We start from the raw sequence: 19,536 nt of genomic DNA on the forward strand, positions 1-19,536 counted from the left end.
AACACCCCGAAGAGTGAATCAGAAATATCTCGAACCAGAGTCCGAAAACCCAACTAAAACGCCAGCCGGAAAATAGCTGACAAAAATGTCCGTCACCCTCACGGGGAGAGGATGAACGGAACCAAAACAAAACATTTGGCACTGACATTCATCGACACACTATTGAGTTCTCAAAGAACAGGCGCGCAAACAGTCCGGCCGACTAACCGACCTTCCTGAGAGGCAACTTTTCCAGCCTAACCACTGGAGCTCGCGAAGTCAAATCACGATCTCTGGGTCCTACTGGCCGCCAGGCGCTCCTCGTCCGACCTCGTTGTCCCGGGCCTCTCGGCTCCGGGTCGGTGTCCGTGTCGCTCTGACCTGGAATAAGTTACGTGGCAGAGAACAGAACGTCAAATCGCCACGTCGTCTCGCATTTGCGCAGGTCACCGGCCCGGCTCCGGGCCGGTGACCGACCCGAATCACACGGATGTGACTCAGGTCATGGCCAGATCAGCTCCCAGCCCGGCGGGCGCCGGCGAAATTCTTCTTGCCGCGCCGCAGGACCAACCAGCGTCCGTGCAGGTAGTCGGTGTCGGCGGGCATCCACTCCGGATCGGAGATGCGGACGTTGTTCACCGAGGCGCCACCGTCGGCGATCGCCCGGCGAGCTGCGCCGCGACTGTCGGACAACCCGGAAGCGACCAGCAGATCCACGATCGTCGATTCGGGACCGGCCTCCGCCACCGTGCCCTCACCGGCGGCTTCGGCCAGCGCGGAACCGAGCGTCGCTTCGTCCAGATCGTGCAGATCGCCGCGCCCGAACAACGCCTGGCTGGCCAGCTGCACCGCGCGGGTGTGCGCCTCGCCGTGCACGAGCGTGGTCATTTCGGAGGCCAGGCGGCGCTGCGCTTCCCGGGCATGCGGACGTTCGGCGGTGGCGGTCTCGAGTTCGGCCAGCTCCTCCCGGTCGAGGAAGGTGAACCAGCGCAGGTAGCGGATCACGTCGGCGTCGCCGGTGTTCACGAAGTACTGGTACCAGGCGTACGGGCTGGTCATCTCGGGATCGAGCCAGAGACTGCCGCCGCCGGTCGACTTGCCGAACTTCTTACCGTCGGCGGAAGTGACCAGCGGGGTGGTCAGGGCGTGGACCTGTTCGCCGTCGAGGCGGCGGTTGAGTTCGACGCCGGCGATGATGTTGCCCCACTGATCGGAGCCGCCGACCTGCAGTCGGCAGCCGTGGGCGCGGCGCAGCTGTACGAAGTCGTTGGCCTGCAACAGCATGTAGCTGAATTCCGTGTAGGAGATGCCGTCGCTGTCGAGGCGGCGCTTGACCGTCTCCCGCGCGAGCATCACGTTCACCGAGAAGTGCTTGCCGATATCGCGGAGGAAGTCGACGGCGCTGAGGTTGCCCGTCCAGTCCATATTGTCGGCGATGATCGCGCCGGTCGGCGAATCGTCGAAGTCGACGAAGCGTTGCAGCTGGCCGCGGATCCGGTCGGCCCACTCGGCGACGGTATCGGTCGAGTTCATCACCCGCTCCCCCACGTCGCGGGGGTCACCGATCAGACCGGTGGCGCCGCCGGCCAGCACGATCGGGCGATGTCCGGCCTGCTGGAAGCGTTTGAGCGTGAGCAGCGGAACGAGATGACCCGCATGCAGACTCGCCGCAGTGGGGTCGAAACCCGCATACAGGGTGATGGGGCCCTTCGCCGTTTCGGCCCGCAGGGCGTCCGGATCCGTGGACTGTGCGATCAGCCCACGCCAGGTCAGTTCGTCGATGATGTCGGCGCTCACGCCGTCCCATCTTTCCGCACCGAGCCCGATCGGCTGCGCTGGGTCGGCGATGTCCGGGATGGGCGGCCCGGTCGGTCACGAAGGAACCGCGCCGATGCGCCGGAGGCCCGGCCGATGCTCGCGCCTCGTCGGCTGGGAAGTCCGTGAGCGGAGCGTGGACGCGTGCGTATGTGTGCGAGCGTCCCGACCATGGCCGGTGGCCCCCGATGCGGATGTACTCGATACATGACACAGAACATCCTGAGTGACAACGAAACCATCGGCACCGCAACGGTTTCCGCCGACACGAGTACCGATCGCACGTCCACCCCGAAGACCGGTCCCGGCCACACCGTTGTGGGCCCCGTCGTCGTCTTGGGTGGCGTCGGGAAGACCGGCCGGCGAGTGGTGGCGCGTCTGGCCGAGCGTGGCATCGAGGTGCGGCCGGCCTCCCGTTCGACGGCGATCCCGTTCGATTGGGACGACCGGACGACCTGGGCGGCCGCCCTGCACGGCGCTCGATCCGTCTACCTCGCCTACCAGCCGGATCTTGCGGCCCCGGGCGCCGACGAGGCGGTGAGCGCACTGACCGCGGTGGCACGGCGGGCCGGGGTGCGGCGACTGGTTCTGCTGTCCGGCCGGGGCGAGCCAGAAGCGCAGCGTTGTGAGGAGATGGCCTTGCGTAGCGGCCTGGCCACGACCGTCGTGCGGTGCAGCTGGTTCGCGCAGAATTTCAGCGAGGATTTTCTCGCCGAGGAGATCGCGGCGGGACAGGTGACACTGCCCGCCGACACGGTCGCCGAGCCGTTCGTCGACGCCGAGGACATCGCCGATGTGGCCGTCGCGGCACTCACCGAGGACGGGCATACCGGTGAGATCTACGAACTGACCGGGCCGCAGGCACTCACTTTCGCCGAGGCCGTGGCCACGATAGCCGCCGCCACCGGTCGCGCGATCGGGTATCGACCGGTGAGCCTGGACGAATACGCCGCCGCGATGTCGGAGATGGGACTGCCTCGGGAGGTGGTCGACTCGCTGACCTATCTGTTCGGCACCGTCCTCGACGGCCGCAACACCGCCGTCACCGACGGTGTCGAGCGGGCGCTGGGACGGGCGCCGCGATCATTCGCCGACTATGCCCGGCGGACCGCGGCCGAGGGCAGCTGGCCGGTGACCGGCGGTGGCGAGGCGGCCGGTGCGCCGCGCGGGTGATCGGCGATGCCGGTGATCGTGCGCGATTTCCCGGGGTGCCGTCGCCCCGCCGCTGCTGGGAACCCGGTTGCCGCACTGGCCGCCATGCGCGATCGTCGTGGCATGGATGCCCTCGCCGACCTGCTCGACGGCCCGCGCGCTCGCGGTGCGTTCGTGATGCGCTCGCTGCTGGACCCGCCGTGGTCGCTGCGGATCCAGGATCGGGCGCCGCTCACGGTAGTGGTGGTGACCCGCGGATATGCCTATCTCGTCCCGGACGGCGACGACCCGATCCGGCTCGAGGAGGGTGCGGTCGCTATTCTGCGCGGTCCGGATCCGTACACGGTGGCCGACGAACCGTCGACCCCGCCGCAGGCGATCGTTCACCCCGGGCAGACCACGACCACGCCGGACGGTGAACTGCTCTGTGAGACATGGGATCTCGGGGTTCGCAGCTGGGGCACGAATGCGGCCGGAACCACTGTGCTGCTGACCGGAACCTACGAGGTGGCCGGTACGGTCAGCGACCGTCTGCTGCGCGCACTGCCGCCGCGGGCCGTCCTCGACGGTCACGAGGTCGACGAACGTCTGCTCGGCCTGTTGGTCGACGAAGCCGGCCGCGACATCCCCGGGCAGGCATCCGTGCTCGACCGGTTGCTGGATCTGCTGACCATCGCCGCACTGCGCACCTGGTTCGCCCGGGCGGAGGCGCCGCAATGGTACAGCGCCTACGCCGATCCCGTGGTGGGCCAGGCGTTGCGGCTGCTCGAACACAATCCCGCCCACGATTGGACGGTCGCCGAGCTGGCGGCGACGGTCGGTGCGTCCCGTGCGGCGCTCGCCCGCCGGTTCACCGAACTCGTCGGGGATCCGCCGATCGCCTACCTCACCGAATGGCGGCTGGCGCGAGCGGCGGACCTGCTGCGCGGCACCGACGCCACCATCGAGTCGATCGCGCGGCAGGTCGGTTACGGGACGGCGTTCAGTCTGAGTGCCGCGTTCAAACGGCGTTACGGGGTCAGCCCGGGTATGCATCGGCGCACCGAAACCCTTGCGGCGGAACCGGAACGCGACGCCGGAGCAGGCGGCTGACGAGCCTTCAGCCGGCATGTCGATGGGCCCGCGCCGGGTGTTTCCCGGAGCGGGCCCATCGGCGGTCGCGAGCTCAGTGTGCGGGGCGGCGTTCGTAGGCGATCCAGGCGAAGACCGCCATCAGGACCAGGGGGAAGATCGCGCCCGCCGGGGCGTCCATGACGAAGGCCTGGGTAGCGGCGGCGCAGACCATCGTGATCGACAGCCCGGCGGCCGCGAGCCAGGACAGGCGCGGCACCAGCAGGCCGATACCGCCCGAAATCTCGACCAGGCCGGTGAAGTAGCGGAACCAGTCGCCCCAGCCGATGTCGTGGAAGATGCGGACGGCGTCGGACTGGCCGACCACCTTCGGCAGTCCCGAGGCGATGACGAAGAACAGGCCCAGCACGATCTGCAGGGTCCACAGCACGCGCGTGCGGATCTTGCCGGGACGAGTGGCGACGGACGGGGCGGAGGCGGTGATGGCGGTCATGATTCGTGTCCTTCCGGATGCTCGGGGTCTGTTCGAGCCCGCTCACCACAGAAGACGGGCCGCTCCGGAGGAATTCATCGGTCAGGAGAAAGCGGATTTCAGGGCGCTCAGGTGTACTCGGCTGGCCGTGGCCGCCGTATCGGCCGACCGATCGCGAATCGCCTCGAACAGCACCTCGTGGGCGTGATGGTCCGCGGCGGGATCGGCCATCGGCCGCATCCGCAGCATCTCCGTCATCGCGCGGTGCACGCGCGGAACGAAGGCGTCGAACAACTGCAACAGCACCTCGTTGTGCGCCGCCGCGATCACGGTGCGGTGAAAGGCGGTGTCGGCGTCGACGAGTTGTTCGACCGAATCGTCGGATTCGGCGCGTACTGCCAGCGCCTTCCGCATAATCCGCAGGTCGGCGGGGGTGCGCCGCCGCGCCGCCAGAGCCGCGGCTTCGGCCTCGATGGCGATGCGGGCCTCGATGACGGCGGCGATGTCGGCGCGGCGCAGCACCTCGTCCCAGTCCGCGGCCACCTCCAGCGCCGTGACGAAAACGCCCGCCCCTTGGCGGCTTTCGAGCACACCCTGACCGGACAGTTCCCGGATCGCCTCGCGCAGCGTGGAGCGTCCCACGCCCAGCTGGGCCGCGAGGGTCGTCTCGCCCGGCAGTTTGTGTCCGAGCTGCCATTCGCCCGCGCGGATCCGGTCGAGCAGGAGTTGAGCGGCCTGGGCCGCCAGCGGTTGCCTCCGCACGGTCTCCATCGGCCCTCACCTCTCTACTTGTCTGAGGAGTTGTCTCTCGCTATGGTAGCGGACATGGGACAGGGACTGCTTCTCCTCGGCCGCCGCGGCGGGGTCTGAAACGACCGGCACCCTGCCCGCGGGTTGCTGGGCTGCGCCGGTCGATACCTCCGACGCAGAAAGTCGATCCCGTGCACGACCACGCTTCCCGCTGGAATCGCCAGCGCCCCTCTGCCATGTCCTCGCATCGCTATCACGATGTGTATCAGCGAGTTTCGGTGCCGCTGACCGAGCGCAGCTGGCCCTCGAAACGCCTCGAATCCGCCCCGCTGTGGGTGCCGGTCGACCTGCGCGACGGCAATCAGGCCCTGGCCGAACCGATGGATCCGGTGCGCAAGCGCCGCTTCTTCGACATGCTGGTCGCAATCGGCTACAAGGAGATCGAGGTCGGCTATCCGAGCGCCTCGCAGACCGATTTCGACTTCGTTCGCCTGATCCGCGACGCCGAGCTCGCGCCCGCCGACGTCACCCTGGTCGTCTTCACCCCGGCTCGGGCCGATCTCATCGCGCGGACCTTGGAGTCGGTGGAAGGGATCACCAACGACGTGGTGATCCATATGTACACCGCGACCGCGCCGCTGTGGCGCGATATCGTGCTCGGACGGTCCCGGGCCGAGGTGGCGGAGATGATCCTCGCGGGCGGACGCGAGATCGCGCGGTTGGCCGGCGACCGGCCGAATCTGCGATTCCAATTCTCCCCCGAGGTTTTCATGCTCACCGAACCGGATTTCGTGCTGGCGGTCTGCGATGCGATGACGCAGCTGTGGGACGCGTGCCCGCAGCGGCCGGTCGTGCTGAATCTGCCGGCGACGGTAGAGGTGGCCACGCCCAATGTCTACGCCGACCAGATCGAGTACATGGACCGCCATCTGAGCCGCCGCGACGGTGTGATCCTGTCCGTGCATCCGCACAACGACCGCGGCACCGGTATCGCCTGCGCGGAACTGGCGATGCTGGCCGGAGCCCAGCGCGTGGAGGGCTGCGTCTTCGGCAACGGTGAGCGCACCGGAAATGTCGACATCGCGACGCTCGCCTTGAATCTGCACGCCCAGGGAGTGAACCCGATGATCGACTTCTCCGATATCGACGGGATTCGCCGCACCGTCGAGTACTGCACGCGGATGCCGATCCCGGAGCGGCACCCCTACGTCGGCGATCTGGTCTACACCGCGTTCTCCGGAACACACCAGGATGCGATCAAGAAGGGCTTCGCCGACCAGCGCCGGCGGGCCGCGCTGGCCAGGATGCCCGAATCCGAGATCGAGTGGCAGGTGCCGTATCTGCCCATCGATCCGGCGGATGTCGGACGCGGCTACGAGGCGGTGATCCGGGTGAATTCGCAGTCCGGCAAGGGCGGTATCGCGTATCTGCTGCAGACCGGATACGGACTCGAGCTGCCGCGACGGTTGCAGATCGACTTCGCCCGGCACGTGCAACGCCATACCGACGACACCGGCGCCGAGGTGAGTGCGCGGTGGTTGTGGGATCTGCTGCAGCAGGTCTACGGCCCGACCGGCGACGGTATCGACTGCGCCGGAGGCCGGATCCACTGGCGATACAGCGAGTCCGGCGATGTCGTGATCACCGCACCGGATGCCGGCGCCGCCGTCGAGACGACCGCGGCGGCCGCCGAGGCGGCAAACGAGCTCACCGACATTGTTGCCGCACACGGCATCTCGATCGAATCGCTGCAGTCGACCCACCACCGGATGCCTGCCGGCGCGGGTGCGGAATACGTGGTCTACGGCGAATTCCGGATCGGCGGTGAGATTCGATGGACGCTCGGCATCGCCGATACGCTCGCGGCGGCCGAATTGGCGGCGACGATCGCGGCGGCGCAGCGCGGGCGGATCGGCGCCGAAGTGACGAGCTGACCGCTCAGGCCGACCGCCCGACCTCCGGGGCGCGCGGATTCCGGCGGTAGGCCGAGACCGCCGGGGAGTCGCGCAACCACAGCCGCCACGGGCGGTCGGCGGCCAGGCTCACGCCGACGCGGGGGCCCACCCCGATCGCTGCGGAGTCGGTGATCTCGGGGCCCAATTCCAATCTGATCGGCGCCGCCGGGTCGAACAGGGCGGTGCCGTAGTCGGTGAGCGTAATTCCGAGGGCACTGCCGAAGTTGCCGGGCCCGCGCGCCAGATCGGCCTCGGCGCGGGCGGCGGGCCGCCGGGAGCGCGCGACCTCGTGGCCCTCGATCACCTCACCGGCCCGCAGCAGCACGGCACTGGCGATGCCGTCGGGGCCGCTGGTGACGTTTACGCAGGTGTGCATGCCGTAACTGAAATAGACGTAGAGCATGCCGGGTGGACCGAACATGACGGCGTTGCGCGGGGTGCGCCCGCGGCCGGAGTGGGCCGCCGGGTCGTGCCACGGTCCGGCCGGATCACCGCCGTACGCCTCGACCTCGACGACGCGCACGGCGACCGGGCCGGACCGCATCGTCGCGCCCAGTACGCGGCGGGCGGCGGCCAGCGGTTCCACGGCGAGTTCCTCGGCAGACACGGGTTCTCATTCTTACTCGAGCACCCGTGGTGACCGACGCCACGGCCGCCGTGGATCGCGCTCGGTCAGAGCCAACGCTCGACACCGCCGTGATGGGAGCAGGTTCCACTGCGGTGGCGGCTGTAGCTGTAGGTGCCGTCGCTGCACTGCGCGGTCGCGCCGTCGGGATCCGAGCCGGGACGCGGGACGCAGGCGTGGTCGACATTCTCGTAGTCGCCCGCGGGGCAGGAGATGAAGGCCGGGGCGGCGGTCGCGGTCGCCGTGGGGGCGAAGACGGCGGCAAAGCCGACACCGGCGGCAAGCAGCCAGCCGGTCAGGGTGGTTCGACGGGTGCGGCTCGCGACGCTGTGCACTTGTGAAACTCCTACCGTTCTAATTTCGGCCGGAACAGTCCCGACGGATGACAAAATAGCGCACCCCGCAGCCACACAGGACATTTCGGTCGAATCGGCGGTAACGGCTCTACTGCGGCGGGCGCAGGCCGGCGAGTTTGTCGGGGTTCACCTGGAAGCGCAGGTTCTGCACGCGACCGTCGAGGATGTCGAAGGTGAGCGCGCCGACCGGGAAGCCACCGACCTCGCCGACCACGCTCAGTTCGCCGTTCAGCACCGCGGCCCGCATCCGGATTCCGGTCAGGATGGGTTTGGCCAGCACACCGAGCAGCCAGCGGGCGACGTGGTCGGGGCCGCGCAACGGGCGGCGGGCCGCGGTGACCTTGCCGCCGCCGTCGTTCCAGAGGGTGACATCGGGGGCGAGCAGCTGCATCAGCGCGTTGACGTCGCCGCCGTTGGCGGCCGCCAGGAACTGCTCGGTGATCTCCTGTCGCGCAACGGGATCGGTGTCGTAGCGGGGCCGGCGCGCCTGCACGTGATCGCGGGCGCGATGCGAGATCTGCCGGACAGTCGGCTCGGGGCGATCGAGAAAGCCGGCGATCTCGGCGGGTGAGAATCCGAAGACGTCGCGCAGCACGAACACCGCCCGCTCGACCGGTCCCAGTGTCTCCAGCACCACCAGCATGGCCGTGGACACCGTCTCGACGATTTCGACGCGCTCGGCGGCGTCGGGCTCGCTGAGCAGCGGTTCGGGCAGCCATGGGCCGACATAGGTTTCGCGCACCGCGCGGGCGCTGGTGAGCCGGTTCAACGACAGGTTGGTCACGGTCCGCACCAGGTATGCCTTGGGGTGGCGGACCCGCTCCCGGTCGGCCTCGTGCCATTTCAGCCAGGCGTCCTGCAGCACGTCCTCGGCGTCGGCCACACTGCCGAGCAGTTGATACGCGGTGGCGAACAGCAGCCGGCGATGCGTGTCGAACGCATCGCCGGGGTCCGCCGGTGGGTCCGCGGGCCGCGCGATCACCGCACCGGCGTCCTCGGCATCGCCGTCCATGCGCTCATCCTCTCCCGATCGATCGAGCGCCCGCAATGTCGGGGCAGATCCCCTCACGCCGCGATCCGGTCGGCCGCGCGCGTCGCACGTCCCCCTCGCGACAGGGTGACCGAGACATTCGCACGCCGGCTCAGCCGGAATGTGGGGACCGGGCTGCTGCTCACGATCTCCTTGTAGCGCACCGCGGCGCGGCCCTTCAGATACGCGCGCCGGGGGCTGTCGTCGGCGTGCGTGAACCCGATGACCGCATCGCGGCGGCCGAGGCTGACCGGCTGATGGAAGTATCCGAACCGGAACGGCCGCACCGACTTTCCGCGCAGCCGCCGTGCGATGGCGTCGGCGGCGTAGGCCGCGGTCGGCATACCGCTCTGGCAGGTGCCGTGCATGCGGCCCCACGGCTGGGTGATGGCGGCGGCATCGCCGATGGCGTAGATGTCCGGATGCGATATCGAACGCAATGTGGCGTCGGTGACAATGGCACCGGTCGCGTCCGTGGCGATACCGGCCACGGCGGCCAGAGCGGGCACGCGCACGCCGGCGGTCCACAGCGTGAGCCCGGCGGGCACCATCACACCGCTGTCCAGGAGAACCGCGTCGGGCAGCACCTTGGTGACGCGAGTTCCACTGCGGCGCACGATATTCAGCCGATCCAGGGCACGCTCGACGTAGGCGCGCGGACGCTCACCCATCATCGCGGCGGGTTCACCGGTGCTGATCAGGGTGACGGTGAGATCGGGATGGGATTCGGCGATCTCGGTGGCGGCTTCGACGCCGGTGAGACCACCGCCGCAGACCGCGACCGCTCCTGCCCCGCCGACCTCGAGTTCGGCGAGGCGCTGCGACATCCGATGCGCCGTGCGCGGATCGTCGAGCGTCCACGCGTGCTCGGCCACACCCGGCACGGTGGTGGTGTCGGCGCGGCTGCCGAGGGCATAGACCATGGTGTCGTAGCCGAGTTCGAAGCCGTCGTCGCAGATCACGCGATGGGCGACCGGGTCGATCGCGGTGGCGGCGGCGCGGCGGAAGGTCACACCGGTTCCGGCCAGCAGGTCCGTAATCCGGTGATCGGCGAGTTCGGCGCCGGCCGCGACCTGATGCATACGCAGCCGTTCGGTGAACCGGTCCGACGGATTGACCAGCGTGATGTGCACCCCCCGCTTGCCGGTGCGGCGCGCGAGCCGGATCGCCGCCAGCATTCCGGTGTAACCGGCGCCGAGGACGACGATCTCGTGCGGACGCCCGGCGGCCGGCTCCCGCTGGGTCTTCAGATCGCTGCGCTGGGTCTTTCGATCGCTGCGCTGGGTCTTTCGATCGCTGCGCTGGGTATCGCTCATGGTCCTGTCCTTTCGCGGCGGGTCGGCTGTGCGATTCGGTGATGGGACAACTCGGCCGCGGCTTTCGTGACACCCTCCGACGTGATGCCGATCACATCATCGGGAACAGGCCGGGTACCCGCCCGGTTGACATGTCAGAACTCCCCGAAGACGCGAACGAGGTGACCATGGCCGTACAGGTCGAGATCTGGACCGATATCAACTGCCCGTTCTGCTACCTGGGCAAGCGGCGCTTCGAGCAGGCATTGGCCGGCTTCGCTCACCGCGACCAGGTGCGGGTCGTGCATCGATCCTTCGAGCTGGATCCGACGCTGCCGGCCGGGCACAGCGGCCCGGTGGTCGCCCATATCGCCGAGAAATACGGCATCAGCGAGGCCCAGGCCGCCGCCAGCGAACGCGGCATCGCGACCCAGGCCCAGGCTGTCGGCCTGCCGTATCGCACCGAGGGCCGCGACTTCGGCAACAGCTTCGATATGCATCGGCTGCTGCACTTCGCACTGGAGCGCGGGCGGCAGGAGGAGCTGCTCGACGCGCTGTACCAGGGCAATTTCGCCGACGAGAAGCCGGTGTTCGGGGACCGGGAACGGTTGATCGAGCTGGCCTCGCGAGCCGGGCTCGACGCTGCCGAGGTGCGCGCGACCCTCGACGACCCGCAGGCCTACGCCGAGGCGGTGCGCGCCGATGAACAGACCGCCGCCGAACTCGGCGCGACCGGCGTGCCGTTTTTCGTCTTCGATCGCACCTACGGGGTATCGGGTGCTCAGCCGCCGGAGGTGTTCACGCAGGCATTGGAGCGGGCGTGGGCAGATCAGGCCCCCGCGCTGCAGGTGCTCGGCGACGGCGAGACCTGCGGTCCGCACGGCTGCGCCGTGCCTGTCGCCGACGACCGGGGCTGAACACTGCGCTCCCACGTCGAGTCCGCGGCCGCGGTTCACCGACGAGCTGCGCCATTCCGCCGGAGGCGGTGGTGGCCGAGCCGGGGGGAGGGCCGCAGCGTCACCGCACGATCACCACTGACCCCTCTTGCGTCGCGACCGGCCCGCGGGCAGAATTCAACACACAATGAATTCAACGCTCGGTGAATAGTCTCGCCGGTCGTGTGACGTGGGAGGTGGACCGTGGCGAACCCTGATTCGTCCCCGGCGATCACCGTCGAGCACCTGCGGGTGCGTCGCGGGGGACAGGAAGTGCTGCACGATATTTCGCTGACCGTTCCGGCGGGCAGTATCACCGGCCTGCTCGGGCCCTCCGGCTGTGGTAAGACCACTCTGATGCGCAGCATCGTCGGCACCCAGCTGATCGAGGCCGGCAGTGTGCGGGTGCTCGGCGAGCAGGCCGGCACTCGTGGACTGCGTTCGCGCGTCGGCTACGTCACCCAGGCGCCGAGTATCTACGACGATCTCAGCGTGCTGGACAACGTCTCCTACTTCGCCGCGCTCTACGGCCGCGACTCGGAAGCGGTGCACGCGGCGATCGAACAGGTCGGCCTGGGCCCGCATATCCGGCATCGGGGCAATCAACTCTCCGGCGGGCAACGCACCCGGGCGTCGCTGGCGTGTGCGCTGGTCGCCGATCCGGAACTGCTGATCCTCGACGAGCCGACCGTCGGACTGGATCCGGTGCTGCGGGCCGAGTTGTGGAAGAAGTTCGACGAACTCGCCGGTCAGGGCCGCACACTCGTGGTGTCGAGTCATGTCATGGACGAGGCCGAGCATAGCGACCAGCTACTGCTCATGCGCGACGGTCATCTCCTGGCCCAGCTCACCCCCGACCAATTGCGCGCCGATACCGGCGAAACCAGTTTGGAGAACGCATTTCTCGCCCTCATCACGATGGGACAGCCGCGATGACAACGACATTCGCCCCGCCGTCACGCCCGCCGCTGCGCTGCTACACCGCGACCTCGGCGCGCATCCTGCGTCAGTTGCGCGCGGACCGGCGCACCGTGGCCATGCTGCTGCTGGTGCCGACGCTACTCATGGCACTGCTGTATTTCGTCTATCACGAGACGCCGACGATGCCGGGAGAACCGTCGCTGTTCGACCGCGTCGGCATCAGCATGCTGGGCATCCTGCCTTTCATCGTGATGTTCCTGATCACGGCGATCGCCATGCAGCGCGAGCGAACCTCGGGCACGCTGGAGCGGCTGATGACCACACCGCTGTCGAAGCTGGATCTACTGGGTGGGTATGGCACGGCGTTCTCCCTCGCCGCGGCGGCGCAGGCGGGCCTGGCATGTCTGGTCTCGTTCTGGTTGCTCGGATTGCACGCCGCGGGCAGCGTGTGGCTCGTGCTGGTGATCGCCGTCGTCGACGCGGTGCTGGGCGTCGCGCTCGGCCTGTTGGCGAGTGCCTTCGCGCGCACCGAATTTCAGGCCGTGCAGTTCATGCCGCTGGTGGTGGGCCCGCAGTTCTTCCTCTGCGGCCTGCTGGTGCCGCGCGATCAGCTGCCGCGCTGGCTCGAGATCATCAGCGATGTGCTGCCGCTGAGCTATGCGGTCGACGCGTTGCAGGAGGTCTCCCGGCATCCGGGTGCGACCGCCGCGATGTGGCGCGATCTCGGCATCATCGCCGCATTCGCCGCTGTCGCACTGGCATTGGGTGCCGCCACCCTACGCAGGCGCACGGCATGAGCGGCCGGGCGCGGAGGCGGCAGCACAGCATCACCACGCAGCGCCCCCGCTCATGCCACAAAGCGAACAGCATGAGCGGCCGGGCGCGGAGGCGGCAGCACAGCATCACCACGCAGCGCCGCTCCCATGCCACAAAGGGAACAGCATGAGCGACGTGACCGATCGGGTGAGCCCACGCAGTGGGCGGCGGGCCGGCGAATCGGGTACCCGGGAGGCGATTCTGGATGCGGCACGCACCCGTTTCGCCGAGGTCGGCTTCGACAAGGCGTCGATCCGCTCGATCGCGGGCGCGGCCGGAGTCGATCCCGCGCTGGTGCATCACTACTTCGGCACCAAACAGCAATTGTTCTCCGCCGCATTGAATCTGCCCATCGATCCGGAGCTGATCCGTGCGCCGATCCGGGCCGCCGAACTCGACCGGCTCGGCGAGACCGTGGTCCGGACCGTGGTCGGCGCGTGGGATTCCTCGGTCGGGGTGCACGCGGTCGCGGCCTTCCGCGGCGTCCTCGCGGGCGGGGATGCCGCCCTCGCCCGCAGCTTCCTGCTGGAGGTCGCGCTGAAAGATGTTCGGGAGAAGGTGGATTCGCCGCCGGGCACCGGCACCACGCGAGTGGTGCTGGCCGCGTCGCAGATGATCGGCCTGCTGGTCGCGCGCAAGATTCTGCAGGTCGACCCCGTGGCGTCGATGCCGCTCGACGAGCTGGCCGCGGCGGTCGGGCCGACCATCCAGCGTTACCTGACGGGTGAACTGCCGGTCGTCGGCGGCTAGGCTGGGCCGGCCTACTCACCGCCGACCGGAATCAGCCCTGCGCGGTGAATGCCTCGTGCTCGGCGTCGCCGACCGCACGGGCCTCGTCCACCAGCAGCACCGGAATGCCGTTGTCGACCGGGTAGGCGCGACGCAGGCGCGGGTTGTAGAGCACGCTGTTGCCGTCCGCGTCGTGCACCAGCGACAACGGCCCCTTGTCCTCCGGGCAGGCCAGCAGGCTCAACAACGTCGGGTCCAGGGTTTGCTCCGCCATATCCGACAACCTACCCGCCCGCCGAATCCGCGGGCCGGGCCGCTCGCCGGAACGAGATGTGCCGATGCCCGAAGAAGCTGAGCACCGCCACCGCGCCCATCACGACCACCGTGGCGGGGGTCTCCGGCAGGTCGAACACCCCGACCGCCAACTGCACGCCCGTCATGTTCAAGATCAGCCCGCCCGAGTTGACCGCGACGAATCGCAGGAAGTCGGCGATCAGGTGACCACGCACTCGAAAGACCAGGGTGCGATGGGCGAAGAAGGCGAACACGATGCTGATCGCGTAGGCCAGTGCCACCGCCGCCGCGGGCGGCCAGCCGCCGGGCAGCACCTTCAGCCACATCACCGTCAGCCCCATGCCCAGCAGCGTGTTGGCCGCACCCACCGCGGCGAAGGCGATCTCCTGGCGGCGAATCAAGCGCAGCAGCAGACCGGGCGGCGGGGTGTCCGGCTCCCCCGCCACCCGCGCCTCGGCCGCTCCGCCCGCACCGCCGCTCACGACACTACTTCCGCTGCTTCCTGTTTCACCGGATCGTCGGATTCGCCGGGGCGCCGCGACCGCAAGTACCACCACTGCATCACCGCCAGCAGCACCAGGCCGCCGACCGCGCCGGCGACACCGATGCGCCACCCCGGCGGCTGCCAGGAGACCTCCAGCGTGGCATCCCGGGTGCCGGCCGGAATATCCACGGCGACGATCGATTTCGCGATCTCGTGGATCGGGAGTTCGTGGCCGTCGAGAGTGGCGCGATAACCCGGCCAGTTCAGCCGCGCGAGGACCACGCGCCCGCCGTCGGGCGAACTCACGCGTACCCGGCTGGTGCGGTCCGATTCCGACAGCGAGGTCGCCTGCACGTCGTGCGCGTCGGAGATGCGGCCGTTCGTGGTCGAGACCGGGCCCTGCTCCCGCTCGAGCACCCAGATATAGCGTTCGTGGCCCGGATAGCCGACCCACTTCCAGCCGGCCGGTGCGGGCTGATTCCCGAGGTCGGGGAACATCGCCCGCTGGAGGACCACCCGGTCGAGTTTCATCAGGTCCACCGGGGTGCGCCCGGTGATCGGCTCGGGGGTGAACAGCCGCCGGAACGCGTCCGGACAGACGCTGGAATCCCAGCGCATGCACAGCATTTCGCCGAACCAGTAGTGCCCGTTGGGTGTGTAGCCGTTGACGTAGTTGCGATGCACGTCCTTGGCGAAGTTGCCGAACACGAGCGATCCGTAGGCGCCCTGCAGACTCTTGTCCGCCGGCTGCAGCAGTCCGCGGTCGCCGAGCTGAATCGTGACACCGTCGAATGCCGGAAACGCCGCCTCCGCCTCGGAGCGGTGCACGGGCAGATTCCAGCCCATCGGCGTCGGCTGGACCAGACTCACCTGCAGATAGGCGATCGGGAGCATGGCGACGACGGTCGCCAGCGCGGCCGCCCCGCTTCCGCGCCGCGCCCACAACCACACCACGCCGGCGCCCAGTGCCGCGACCGCGAGCGCGGAGAGCACATGCCACCAGATGTGGTGCGGATCGGCGGAAAACGTTCGCACCCAGAGCAATCCGATCAGCACCGCCGCCGCCACCGCGCGCGGGCGCCAGTCCCGGACCGTGCCGAACCGGCCCAGCAGCACGCAGACCAGGATCAGCAAGCCGACCGCCACCATCGGCAGCACCCGCGCCGGCCAGCGCAGCGGGCCGACCGTCCCGGGTCCGGCCGTCCACATCAGGAACATGATCGCGAACAGCGCCACCGAGATCAGTTCCCGCCACACCCGGCGCGCGCGATTCCAATCGACGAATGCCAGCGCCGGAATCAGGAACCACGCGATATAGGTGACCGGCAGCGGCTGCACATACCCCCACCAGGAGGTGAATGCCGGCATCGACGACGGCAGGCTGGCATTCAGCGATTCCGACCATGGCACCGTCAGGAAACGATCGTTGTTGATCTGTGAATTGCCTCGCCAGCTCACCGTCGCGGACAGCATGCTCGGCAGATACGTCATCAAACCGGCCATACCGGCCGCCGCCGCGACGACCGCGACCCGAAGCACCGGGCGCCAGGCGCGTTGGACGACAAGCTCTCCCACCGCCACGGCCACCAGCATCAGCGCCGCCTCGACGGCCGGAAAGACGTATTCGACCGAAATCGCCAGATACAAGTAGACGAACAACGGAATCGGCCCGTAACCGCGGGTGCCGCCGTAGCGCGACCGATCGCCGGCCGGGCCGCGGGCGTAGCGCACGGCACTGGCCCAGGCGTGCAGCATCCAGGCGGTGCCGGTCAGCGAGGTGACCCAGCTGGACTCGTCGAAGAACAGGAACCAGCCCGAGAGCGGAAAGGCGATGCCCGCCACGGCAGCCCAGGACGCACGACTGCCGTAGACCAGGCAGACCCGGTACACGCCCAGTGCGGCGATGATCGAGAAGATCAGTTTGACGACCGTCGCCAGCAGCGCGAGATTGTCCACCGACGGTGCGATCAGATCGATCAGCAGTTGCGGCGGATTGAACAGACCCGCCTCTTCCATGGTGTAGTTTCCGGTCATCCACTGTTCGGGCACCATCAGCGGCAGATGGCCCTCGCGCAGGTGCCGGCCGAGCATCACCCACAGCGGGGTGTACTGGGATTCGGTGTCATCGGTGTAGAAATGCCGCGCGTTGGCGAGCAGCACCGCGACATACCCGGCAATGACCCCGACTGCGGTGACCGCTCCCCATCGGAACACGATCCGCCGCGGATGCCCCACGGCACTCGACTCGGGCCGGGGAGCGGCGGGCCGCCCATCCTCGACGGCGACATCGCGCCGATCCTTCCCGGGCTCCGCGAGCGCCGTCGTCGACACTGCACTTTCCACCACGATTGACAGACCCTACCCGCCCGCGCGCTCACGAGCATCGCCCCTGGAACCACTGCCCCCTCGCGGAGCCGAAGCCGGTGACCAGCAGCGTGTTAGAGTTCACCCCGATTCGGGCTCTGGATACAGGCGAGGAGTTCCGGTGCGCACCGTCATCGAAAGTCGAACCAGCTGATGCCGATTCCGTCCGCAACCGCATATCCCCCTGCCGCCGGGCAGGCTTCGACACCGGATGTTCACCCGCCGGTCACCGGCGGCGGCGAGCGAGTGCATGCGGTCTCGGTGGTGATTCCGGTGTATCGCGGCGAGCTGACCATCGCCGGATTGGTCGCCGAACTGCACGGATTGGCAGAGTCCTCGCGCACGCCGGACGGTAACAGCTTCGCGGTCGAGGAGATCGTGCTGGTGCACGATCACGGCCCCGACCGCTCCGACGTCGTGCTGCAGCAGCTCGCCGCCCAATACCCGCAGGTGCGCGTGATCTGGCTGAGCCGCAACTTCGGCCAGGACGCGGCCACCATCGCCGGCATGGCCGCCGCGCGCGGTGAATGGATCGTCACGATGGACGAGGACGGACAACACGATCCGGGATTCATCGGCGCCTTCCTCGACACCGCGCTCGCGCAGCGCGCGGATCTGGTCTATTCGAAGCCGACCAACACCCGCCCGCACGGCGTGCTGCGCAACCTCACCTCACGCGGCGCCAAGGTGGTGCTGGCGACGGTCTTCGCCTTCCCCGATTCCACCCGGTTCGAAAGCTACCGGCTGATCCGCAGCGATATCGGCCGTCAGCTCGCCGAGGTCGCCTCCAACGGGGTGTATCTGGATGTGGCGCTGACCTGGGTGGTGGACAACACCGCGCAAGCGCCGGTGGTCCTGCGCGCGGAGGGCCGCGAGGAGTCCGGTTACAACTACCGCCGGCTGTTCTCGCTGTTCTGGAAGATGGTGCTGTGCAGCGGAACCCGCGGCCTGCGCCTGGTGAGCCTGCTGGGCGTGACCCTGGCCGCCGGTGGTGCGGTGATGGCCGCGGTGGTGATCTGGAATGCCCTGTTCGGCAACGGTCACGACCCCGCGGGCTGGGCTTCGATCATCGTGGTGCTGCTGCTGGTCTCGGGCGCGATCCTGTTCTCGCTCGGCCTGATCGCGGAGTATCTGGGTGTGGCGTTGCACGTTCTGGTGGGCAAACCGCTGTATCTGACGGTAGATTCCCCGACACCGCGTCCGCATGCCGAGGCGCGGGTTCCGACCACGGCCGCAGCAATCGGGGGACACAATCCGGGTGAGCACTGACCGTATCCTCTTCAGCCGTCCCTACCGCGCGCAGGCCGAACTGACGAATCTGGCCGCCGTCCTGGCCTCCGACCACAGTCACGGCGACGGGCCGTTCACCTCGGCGGCGACGGCGAAGTTGCGCGCCATCACCGGCGCCCCGCACGCCCTGCTGACCACCTCGTGCACCCATGCGCTGGAGATGGCCGGACTGCTGCTCGAACTGGGGCCCGACGACGAGGTGATCGTGCCCAGTTTCGCCTTCACCTCCACCGCCACGGCGGTCGCGATGCGCGGGGCCACCTGCGTCTTCGCCGATATCGATGAGCGCGGCAACCTCGATCCGGAGTCGGTGGCCGCGGCGGTCACCGAACGCACCAAGGCGATCGTGGTCATCCACTACGGCGGAGTCGGCGCCGATATGGACCGGCTGCTCGAGATTTCCGAGGCGCACGGCCTGGCCATCGTCGAGGACACCGCGCACGGCCTCGGCGGCCGGTGGCGCGGACGGCCGCTGGGCACGATCGGCACCGTGGGCGCGCTCAGCTTCCACGACACCAAGAACGTGCACTGCGGTGAGGGCGGGGCCATCTTGCTCACCGATGAGATCCTGATGGGGCGCGCCGAGATCATCCGCGAGAAGGGCACCGACCGGGCCCGGTTCCTGCGCGGGGCGGTCGACAAGTACTCCTGGCAGGACATCGGATCGAGTTATCTTCCCAGTGAGTTGAATGCCGCGGTGCTCGATGCGCAACTGGCCGAATTCGACCGGATCCAGGCCGGGCGCATGCGGGTGTGGAACGCCTACGCCGCCGCACTGCCCCAGTGGGCCGCGGGTAACGACGTGCGGCTGATGCAGGTGCCGGACGATCGCGAGCACACCGCGCATCTGTACTACCTGCGCACCCCCACCGAGGACGCCCGCGACGCGTTGATCGGATACCTTCGCGAACAAGGCATTTCGGCCCCGTTCCACTATGTGCCCCTGCATTCCAGCCCGGCCGGTCAGAAACTGGGCCGCACCACGGTCCCCTGCCCGCGCACGGATGAATTCTCGGCGACCCTGCTGCGCCTGCCGCTGTGGCCGGATCTGAGCGATCAGCAGATCGCGCGCGTCATCGAGGCGGTCACCGCGTTCACAGTGTGAGCGCGGCGGTGACCACACCCGCGAGAACGGTGGAGGCCGGCAGGAGGCGGGCCGAACCGGGCGCGGTACCCGCCTGGTTCGGCCCCCGCCTCGTGGCG

General features: G+C 68.6%; 19 protein-coding genes. 9 read left to right on the plus strand and 10 right to left on the minus strand.

Features of this window, described 5'->3' with window-relative positions; all coding sequences use genetic code 11:
* Positions 1 to 492 precede the first annotated feature (492 nt).
* The gene (gene tyrS / locus C5E41_RS17845) at positions 493 to 1,776 is read right to left on the minus strand and encodes a tyrosine--tRNA ligase (protein ID WP_104376952.1); all 1,284 of its coding nucleotides are present in this window, start codon (positions 1,774 to 1,776) and stop codon (positions 493 to 495) included.
* Positions 1,777 to 2,001: 225 nt separating this feature from the next.
* Between tyrS and C5E41_RS17850 the strand changes: the two genes are divergently transcribed.
* Together C5E41_RS17850 and C5E41_RS17855 are read left to right on the plus strand one after the other, a co-directional pair.
* Positions 2,002 to 2,967: an NAD(P)H-binding protein gene (locus tag C5E41_RS17850; RefSeq protein WP_104376953.1), complete on the plus strand. Its 966-nt coding sequence runs from the start codon at positions 2,002 to 2,004 to the stop codon at positions 2,965 to 2,967.
* A 102-nt stretch (positions 2,968 to 3,069) separates the two neighbouring features.
* Positions 3,070 to 4,038 (plus strand): AraC family transcriptional regulator, encoded by a 969-nt coding sequence (locus C5E41_RS17855; protein ID WP_104377054.1) that lies wholly within the window; start codon positions 3,070 to 3,072, stop codon positions 4,036 to 4,038.
* A gap of 73 nt (positions 4,039 to 4,111) precedes the next feature.
* On the opposite strand, the gene C5E41_RS17860 is transcribed toward C5E41_RS17855, so the two are convergent.
* Positions 4,112 to 4,510, minus strand: a complete 399-nt coding sequence (locus C5E41_RS17860; RefSeq protein WP_063016125.1) for a DoxX family protein — start codon at positions 4,508 to 4,510, stop codon at positions 4,112 to 4,114.
* A gap of 81 nt (positions 4,511 to 4,591) precedes the next feature.
* Positions 4,592 to 5,260 (minus strand): FadR/GntR family transcriptional regulator, encoded by a 669-nt coding sequence (locus tag C5E41_RS17865; protein WP_104376954.1) that lies wholly within the window; start codon positions 5,258 to 5,260, stop codon positions 4,592 to 4,594.
* Between the two features lie 215 nt (positions 5,261 to 5,475).
* Here C5E41_RS17865 and C5E41_RS17870 point away from each other — a divergent pair, with 215 nt between their 5' ends.
* Positions 5,476 to 7,173, plus strand: a complete 1,698-nt coding sequence (locus C5E41_RS17870) for a 2-isopropylmalate synthase (protein ID WP_104376955.1) — start codon at positions 5,476 to 5,478, stop codon at positions 7,171 to 7,173.
* 4 nt (positions 7,174 to 7,177) lie between these two features.
* On the opposite strand, the gene C5E41_RS17875 is transcribed toward C5E41_RS17870, so the two are convergent.
* The 4 genes from C5E41_RS17875 to C5E41_RS17890 all read right to left on the minus strand — a co-directional run bounded on the left by C5E41_RS17875 (position 7,178) and on the right by C5E41_RS17890 (position 10,521).
* Positions 7,178 to 7,801 (minus strand): DNA-3-methyladenine glycosylase, encoded by a 624-nt coding sequence (locus tag C5E41_RS17875; protein ID WP_104376956.1) that lies wholly within the window; start codon positions 7,799 to 7,801, stop codon positions 7,178 to 7,180.
* 65 nt (positions 7,802 to 7,866) lie between these two features.
* Positions 7,867 to 8,154: a DUF3761 domain-containing protein gene (locus tag C5E41_RS17880; protein WP_258081047.1), complete on the minus strand. Its 288-nt coding sequence runs from the start codon at positions 8,152 to 8,154 to the stop codon at positions 7,867 to 7,869.
* A 109-nt stretch (positions 8,155 to 8,263) separates the two neighbouring features.
* Positions 8,264 to 9,187: an RNA polymerase sigma factor SigJ gene (gene sigJ, locus C5E41_RS17885; RefSeq protein WP_104376958.1), complete on the minus strand. Its 924-nt coding sequence runs from the start codon at positions 9,185 to 9,187 to the stop codon at positions 8,264 to 8,266.
* Between the two features lie 53 nt (positions 9,188 to 9,240).
* Complete coding sequence (locus tag C5E41_RS17890) at positions 9,241 to 10,521, minus strand: NAD(P)/FAD-dependent oxidoreductase (RefSeq protein ID WP_104376959.1); 1,281 nt, start codon at positions 10,519 to 10,521, stop codon at positions 9,241 to 9,243.
* A gap of 167 nt (positions 10,522 to 10,688) precedes the next feature.
* On the opposite strand from C5E41_RS17890, the gene C5E41_RS17895 reads away from it, so the two are divergent.
* The 4 genes from C5E41_RS17895 (at position 10,689) to C5E41_RS17910 (ending at position 13,922) form a co-directional block, all read left to right on the plus strand.
* Positions 10,689 to 11,417: a DsbA family oxidoreductase gene (locus tag C5E41_RS17895; protein WP_104377055.1), complete on the plus strand. Its 729-nt coding sequence runs from the start codon at positions 10,689 to 10,691 to the stop codon at positions 11,415 to 11,417.
* A gap of 222 nt (positions 11,418 to 11,639) precedes the next feature.
* Positions 11,640 to 12,371 (plus strand): ABC transporter ATP-binding protein, encoded by a 732-nt coding sequence (locus tag C5E41_RS17900; protein WP_104376960.1) that lies wholly within the window; start codon positions 11,640 to 11,642, stop codon positions 12,369 to 12,371.
* Complete coding sequence (locus tag C5E41_RS17905; protein WP_104376961.1) at positions 12,368 to 13,153, plus strand: ABC transporter permease; 786 nt, start codon at positions 12,368 to 12,370, stop codon at positions 13,151 to 13,153. The genes C5E41_RS17900 and C5E41_RS17905 overlap by 4 nt, the downstream gene beginning before the upstream one ends.
* 145 nt (positions 13,154 to 13,298) lie before the next feature.
* The gene (locus C5E41_RS17910) at positions 13,299 to 13,922 is read left to right on the plus strand and encodes a TetR/AcrR family transcriptional regulator (RefSeq protein ID WP_104376962.1); all 624 of its coding nucleotides are present in this window, start codon (positions 13,299 to 13,301) and stop codon (positions 13,920 to 13,922) included.
* 31 nt (positions 13,923 to 13,953) lie between these two features.
* On the opposite strand, the gene C5E41_RS17915 is transcribed toward C5E41_RS17910, so the two are convergent.
* From C5E41_RS17915 to C5E41_RS17925, 3 genes are read right to left on the minus strand one after another with little or no spacing between them, the layout of a single operon-like run.
* Entirely contained in the window at positions 13,954 to 14,175 is a 222-nt protein-coding gene (locus tag C5E41_RS17915; protein WP_104377056.1) for a Trm112 family protein, read from the minus strand.
* Positions 14,176 to 14,185: 10 nt separating this feature from the next.
* Positions 14,186 to 14,677 carry a GtrA family protein gene (locus C5E41_RS17920; RefSeq protein WP_308706035.1) on the minus strand — a complete coding sequence of 164 codons (492 nt, stop codon included), beginning with the start codon at positions 14,675 to 14,677 and terminating at the stop codon, positions 14,186 to 14,188.
* Positions 14,674 to 16,893, minus strand: a complete 2,220-nt coding sequence (locus tag C5E41_RS17925) for a hypothetical protein (RefSeq protein ID WP_104377058.1) — start codon at positions 16,891 to 16,893, stop codon at positions 14,674 to 14,676. The genes C5E41_RS17920 and C5E41_RS17925 overlap by 4 nt, the downstream gene beginning before the upstream one ends.
* A 396-nt stretch (positions 16,894 to 17,289) precedes the next feature.
* Between C5E41_RS17925 and C5E41_RS17930 the strand changes: the two genes are divergently transcribed.
* Both C5E41_RS17930 and rffA read left to right on the plus strand, forming a co-directional pair.
* Positions 17,290 to 18,312, plus strand: a complete 1,023-nt coding sequence (locus C5E41_RS17930; protein WP_104377059.1) for a glycosyltransferase — start codon at positions 17,290 to 17,292, stop codon at positions 18,310 to 18,312.
* Positions 18,302 to 19,438 carry a dTDP-4-amino-4,6-dideoxygalactose transaminase gene (rffA, locus tag C5E41_RS17935; RefSeq protein WP_104376963.1) on the plus strand — a complete coding sequence of 379 codons (1,137 nt, stop codon included), beginning with the start codon at positions 18,302 to 18,304 and terminating at the stop codon, positions 19,436 to 19,438. The genes C5E41_RS17930 and rffA overlap by 11 nt, the downstream gene beginning before the upstream one ends.
* Positions 19,439 to 19,536: the final 98 nt, after the last annotated feature.

It is taken from the genome of Nocardia nova (assembly GCF_002933465.1).
Taxonomy (GTDB): domain Bacteria; phylum Actinomycetota; class Actinomycetes; order Mycobacteriales; family Mycobacteriaceae; genus Nocardia; species Nocardia nova_B.

Bases quoted from the DNA above. Each gene is read 5' to 3' on its own strand.
- C5E41_RS17865 (WP_104376954.1), bottom strand. From the start codon at position 5,260: ATGGAGACCGTGCGGAGGCAACCGCTGGCGGCCCAGGCCGCTCAACTC.
- C5E41_RS17895 (WP_104377055.1), top strand. From the start codon at position 10,689: ATGGCCGTACAGGTCGAGATCTGGACCGATATCAACTGCCCGTTCTGC.
- sigJ (WP_104376958.1), bottom strand. From the start codon at position 9,187: ATGGACGGCGATGCCGAGGACGCCGGTGCGGTGATCGCGCGGCCCGCG.
- C5E41_RS17870 (WP_104376955.1), top strand. From the start codon at position 5,476: ATGTCCTCGCATCGCTATCACGATGTGTATCAGCGAGTTTCGGTGCCG.
- C5E41_RS17910 (WP_104376962.1), top strand. From the start codon at position 13,299: ATGAGCGACGTGACCGATCGGGTGAGCCCACGCAGTGGGCGGCGGGCC.
- C5E41_RS17860 (WP_063016125.1), bottom strand. From the start codon at position 4,510: ATGACCGCCATCACCGCCTCCGCCCCGTCCGTCGCCACTCGTCCCGGC.
- C5E41_RS17915 (WP_104377056.1), bottom strand. From the start codon at position 14,175: ATGGCGGAGCAAACCCTGGACCCGACGTTGTTGAGCCTGCTGGCCTGC.
- C5E41_RS17855 (WP_104377054.1), top strand. From the start codon at position 3,070: ATGGATGCCCTCGCCGACCTGCTCGACGGCCCGCGCGCTCGCGGTGCG.
- C5E41_RS17850 (WP_104376953.1), top strand. From the start codon at position 2,002: ATGACACAGAACATCCTGAGTGACAACGAAACCATCGGCACCGCAACG.
- C5E41_RS17890 (WP_104376959.1), bottom strand. From the start codon at position 10,521: ATGAGCGATACCCAGCGCAGCGATCGAAAGACCCAGCGCAGCGATCGA.
- C5E41_RS17905 (WP_104376961.1), top strand. From the start codon at position 12,368: ATGACAACGACATTCGCCCCGCCGTCACGCCCGCCGCTGCGCTGCTAC.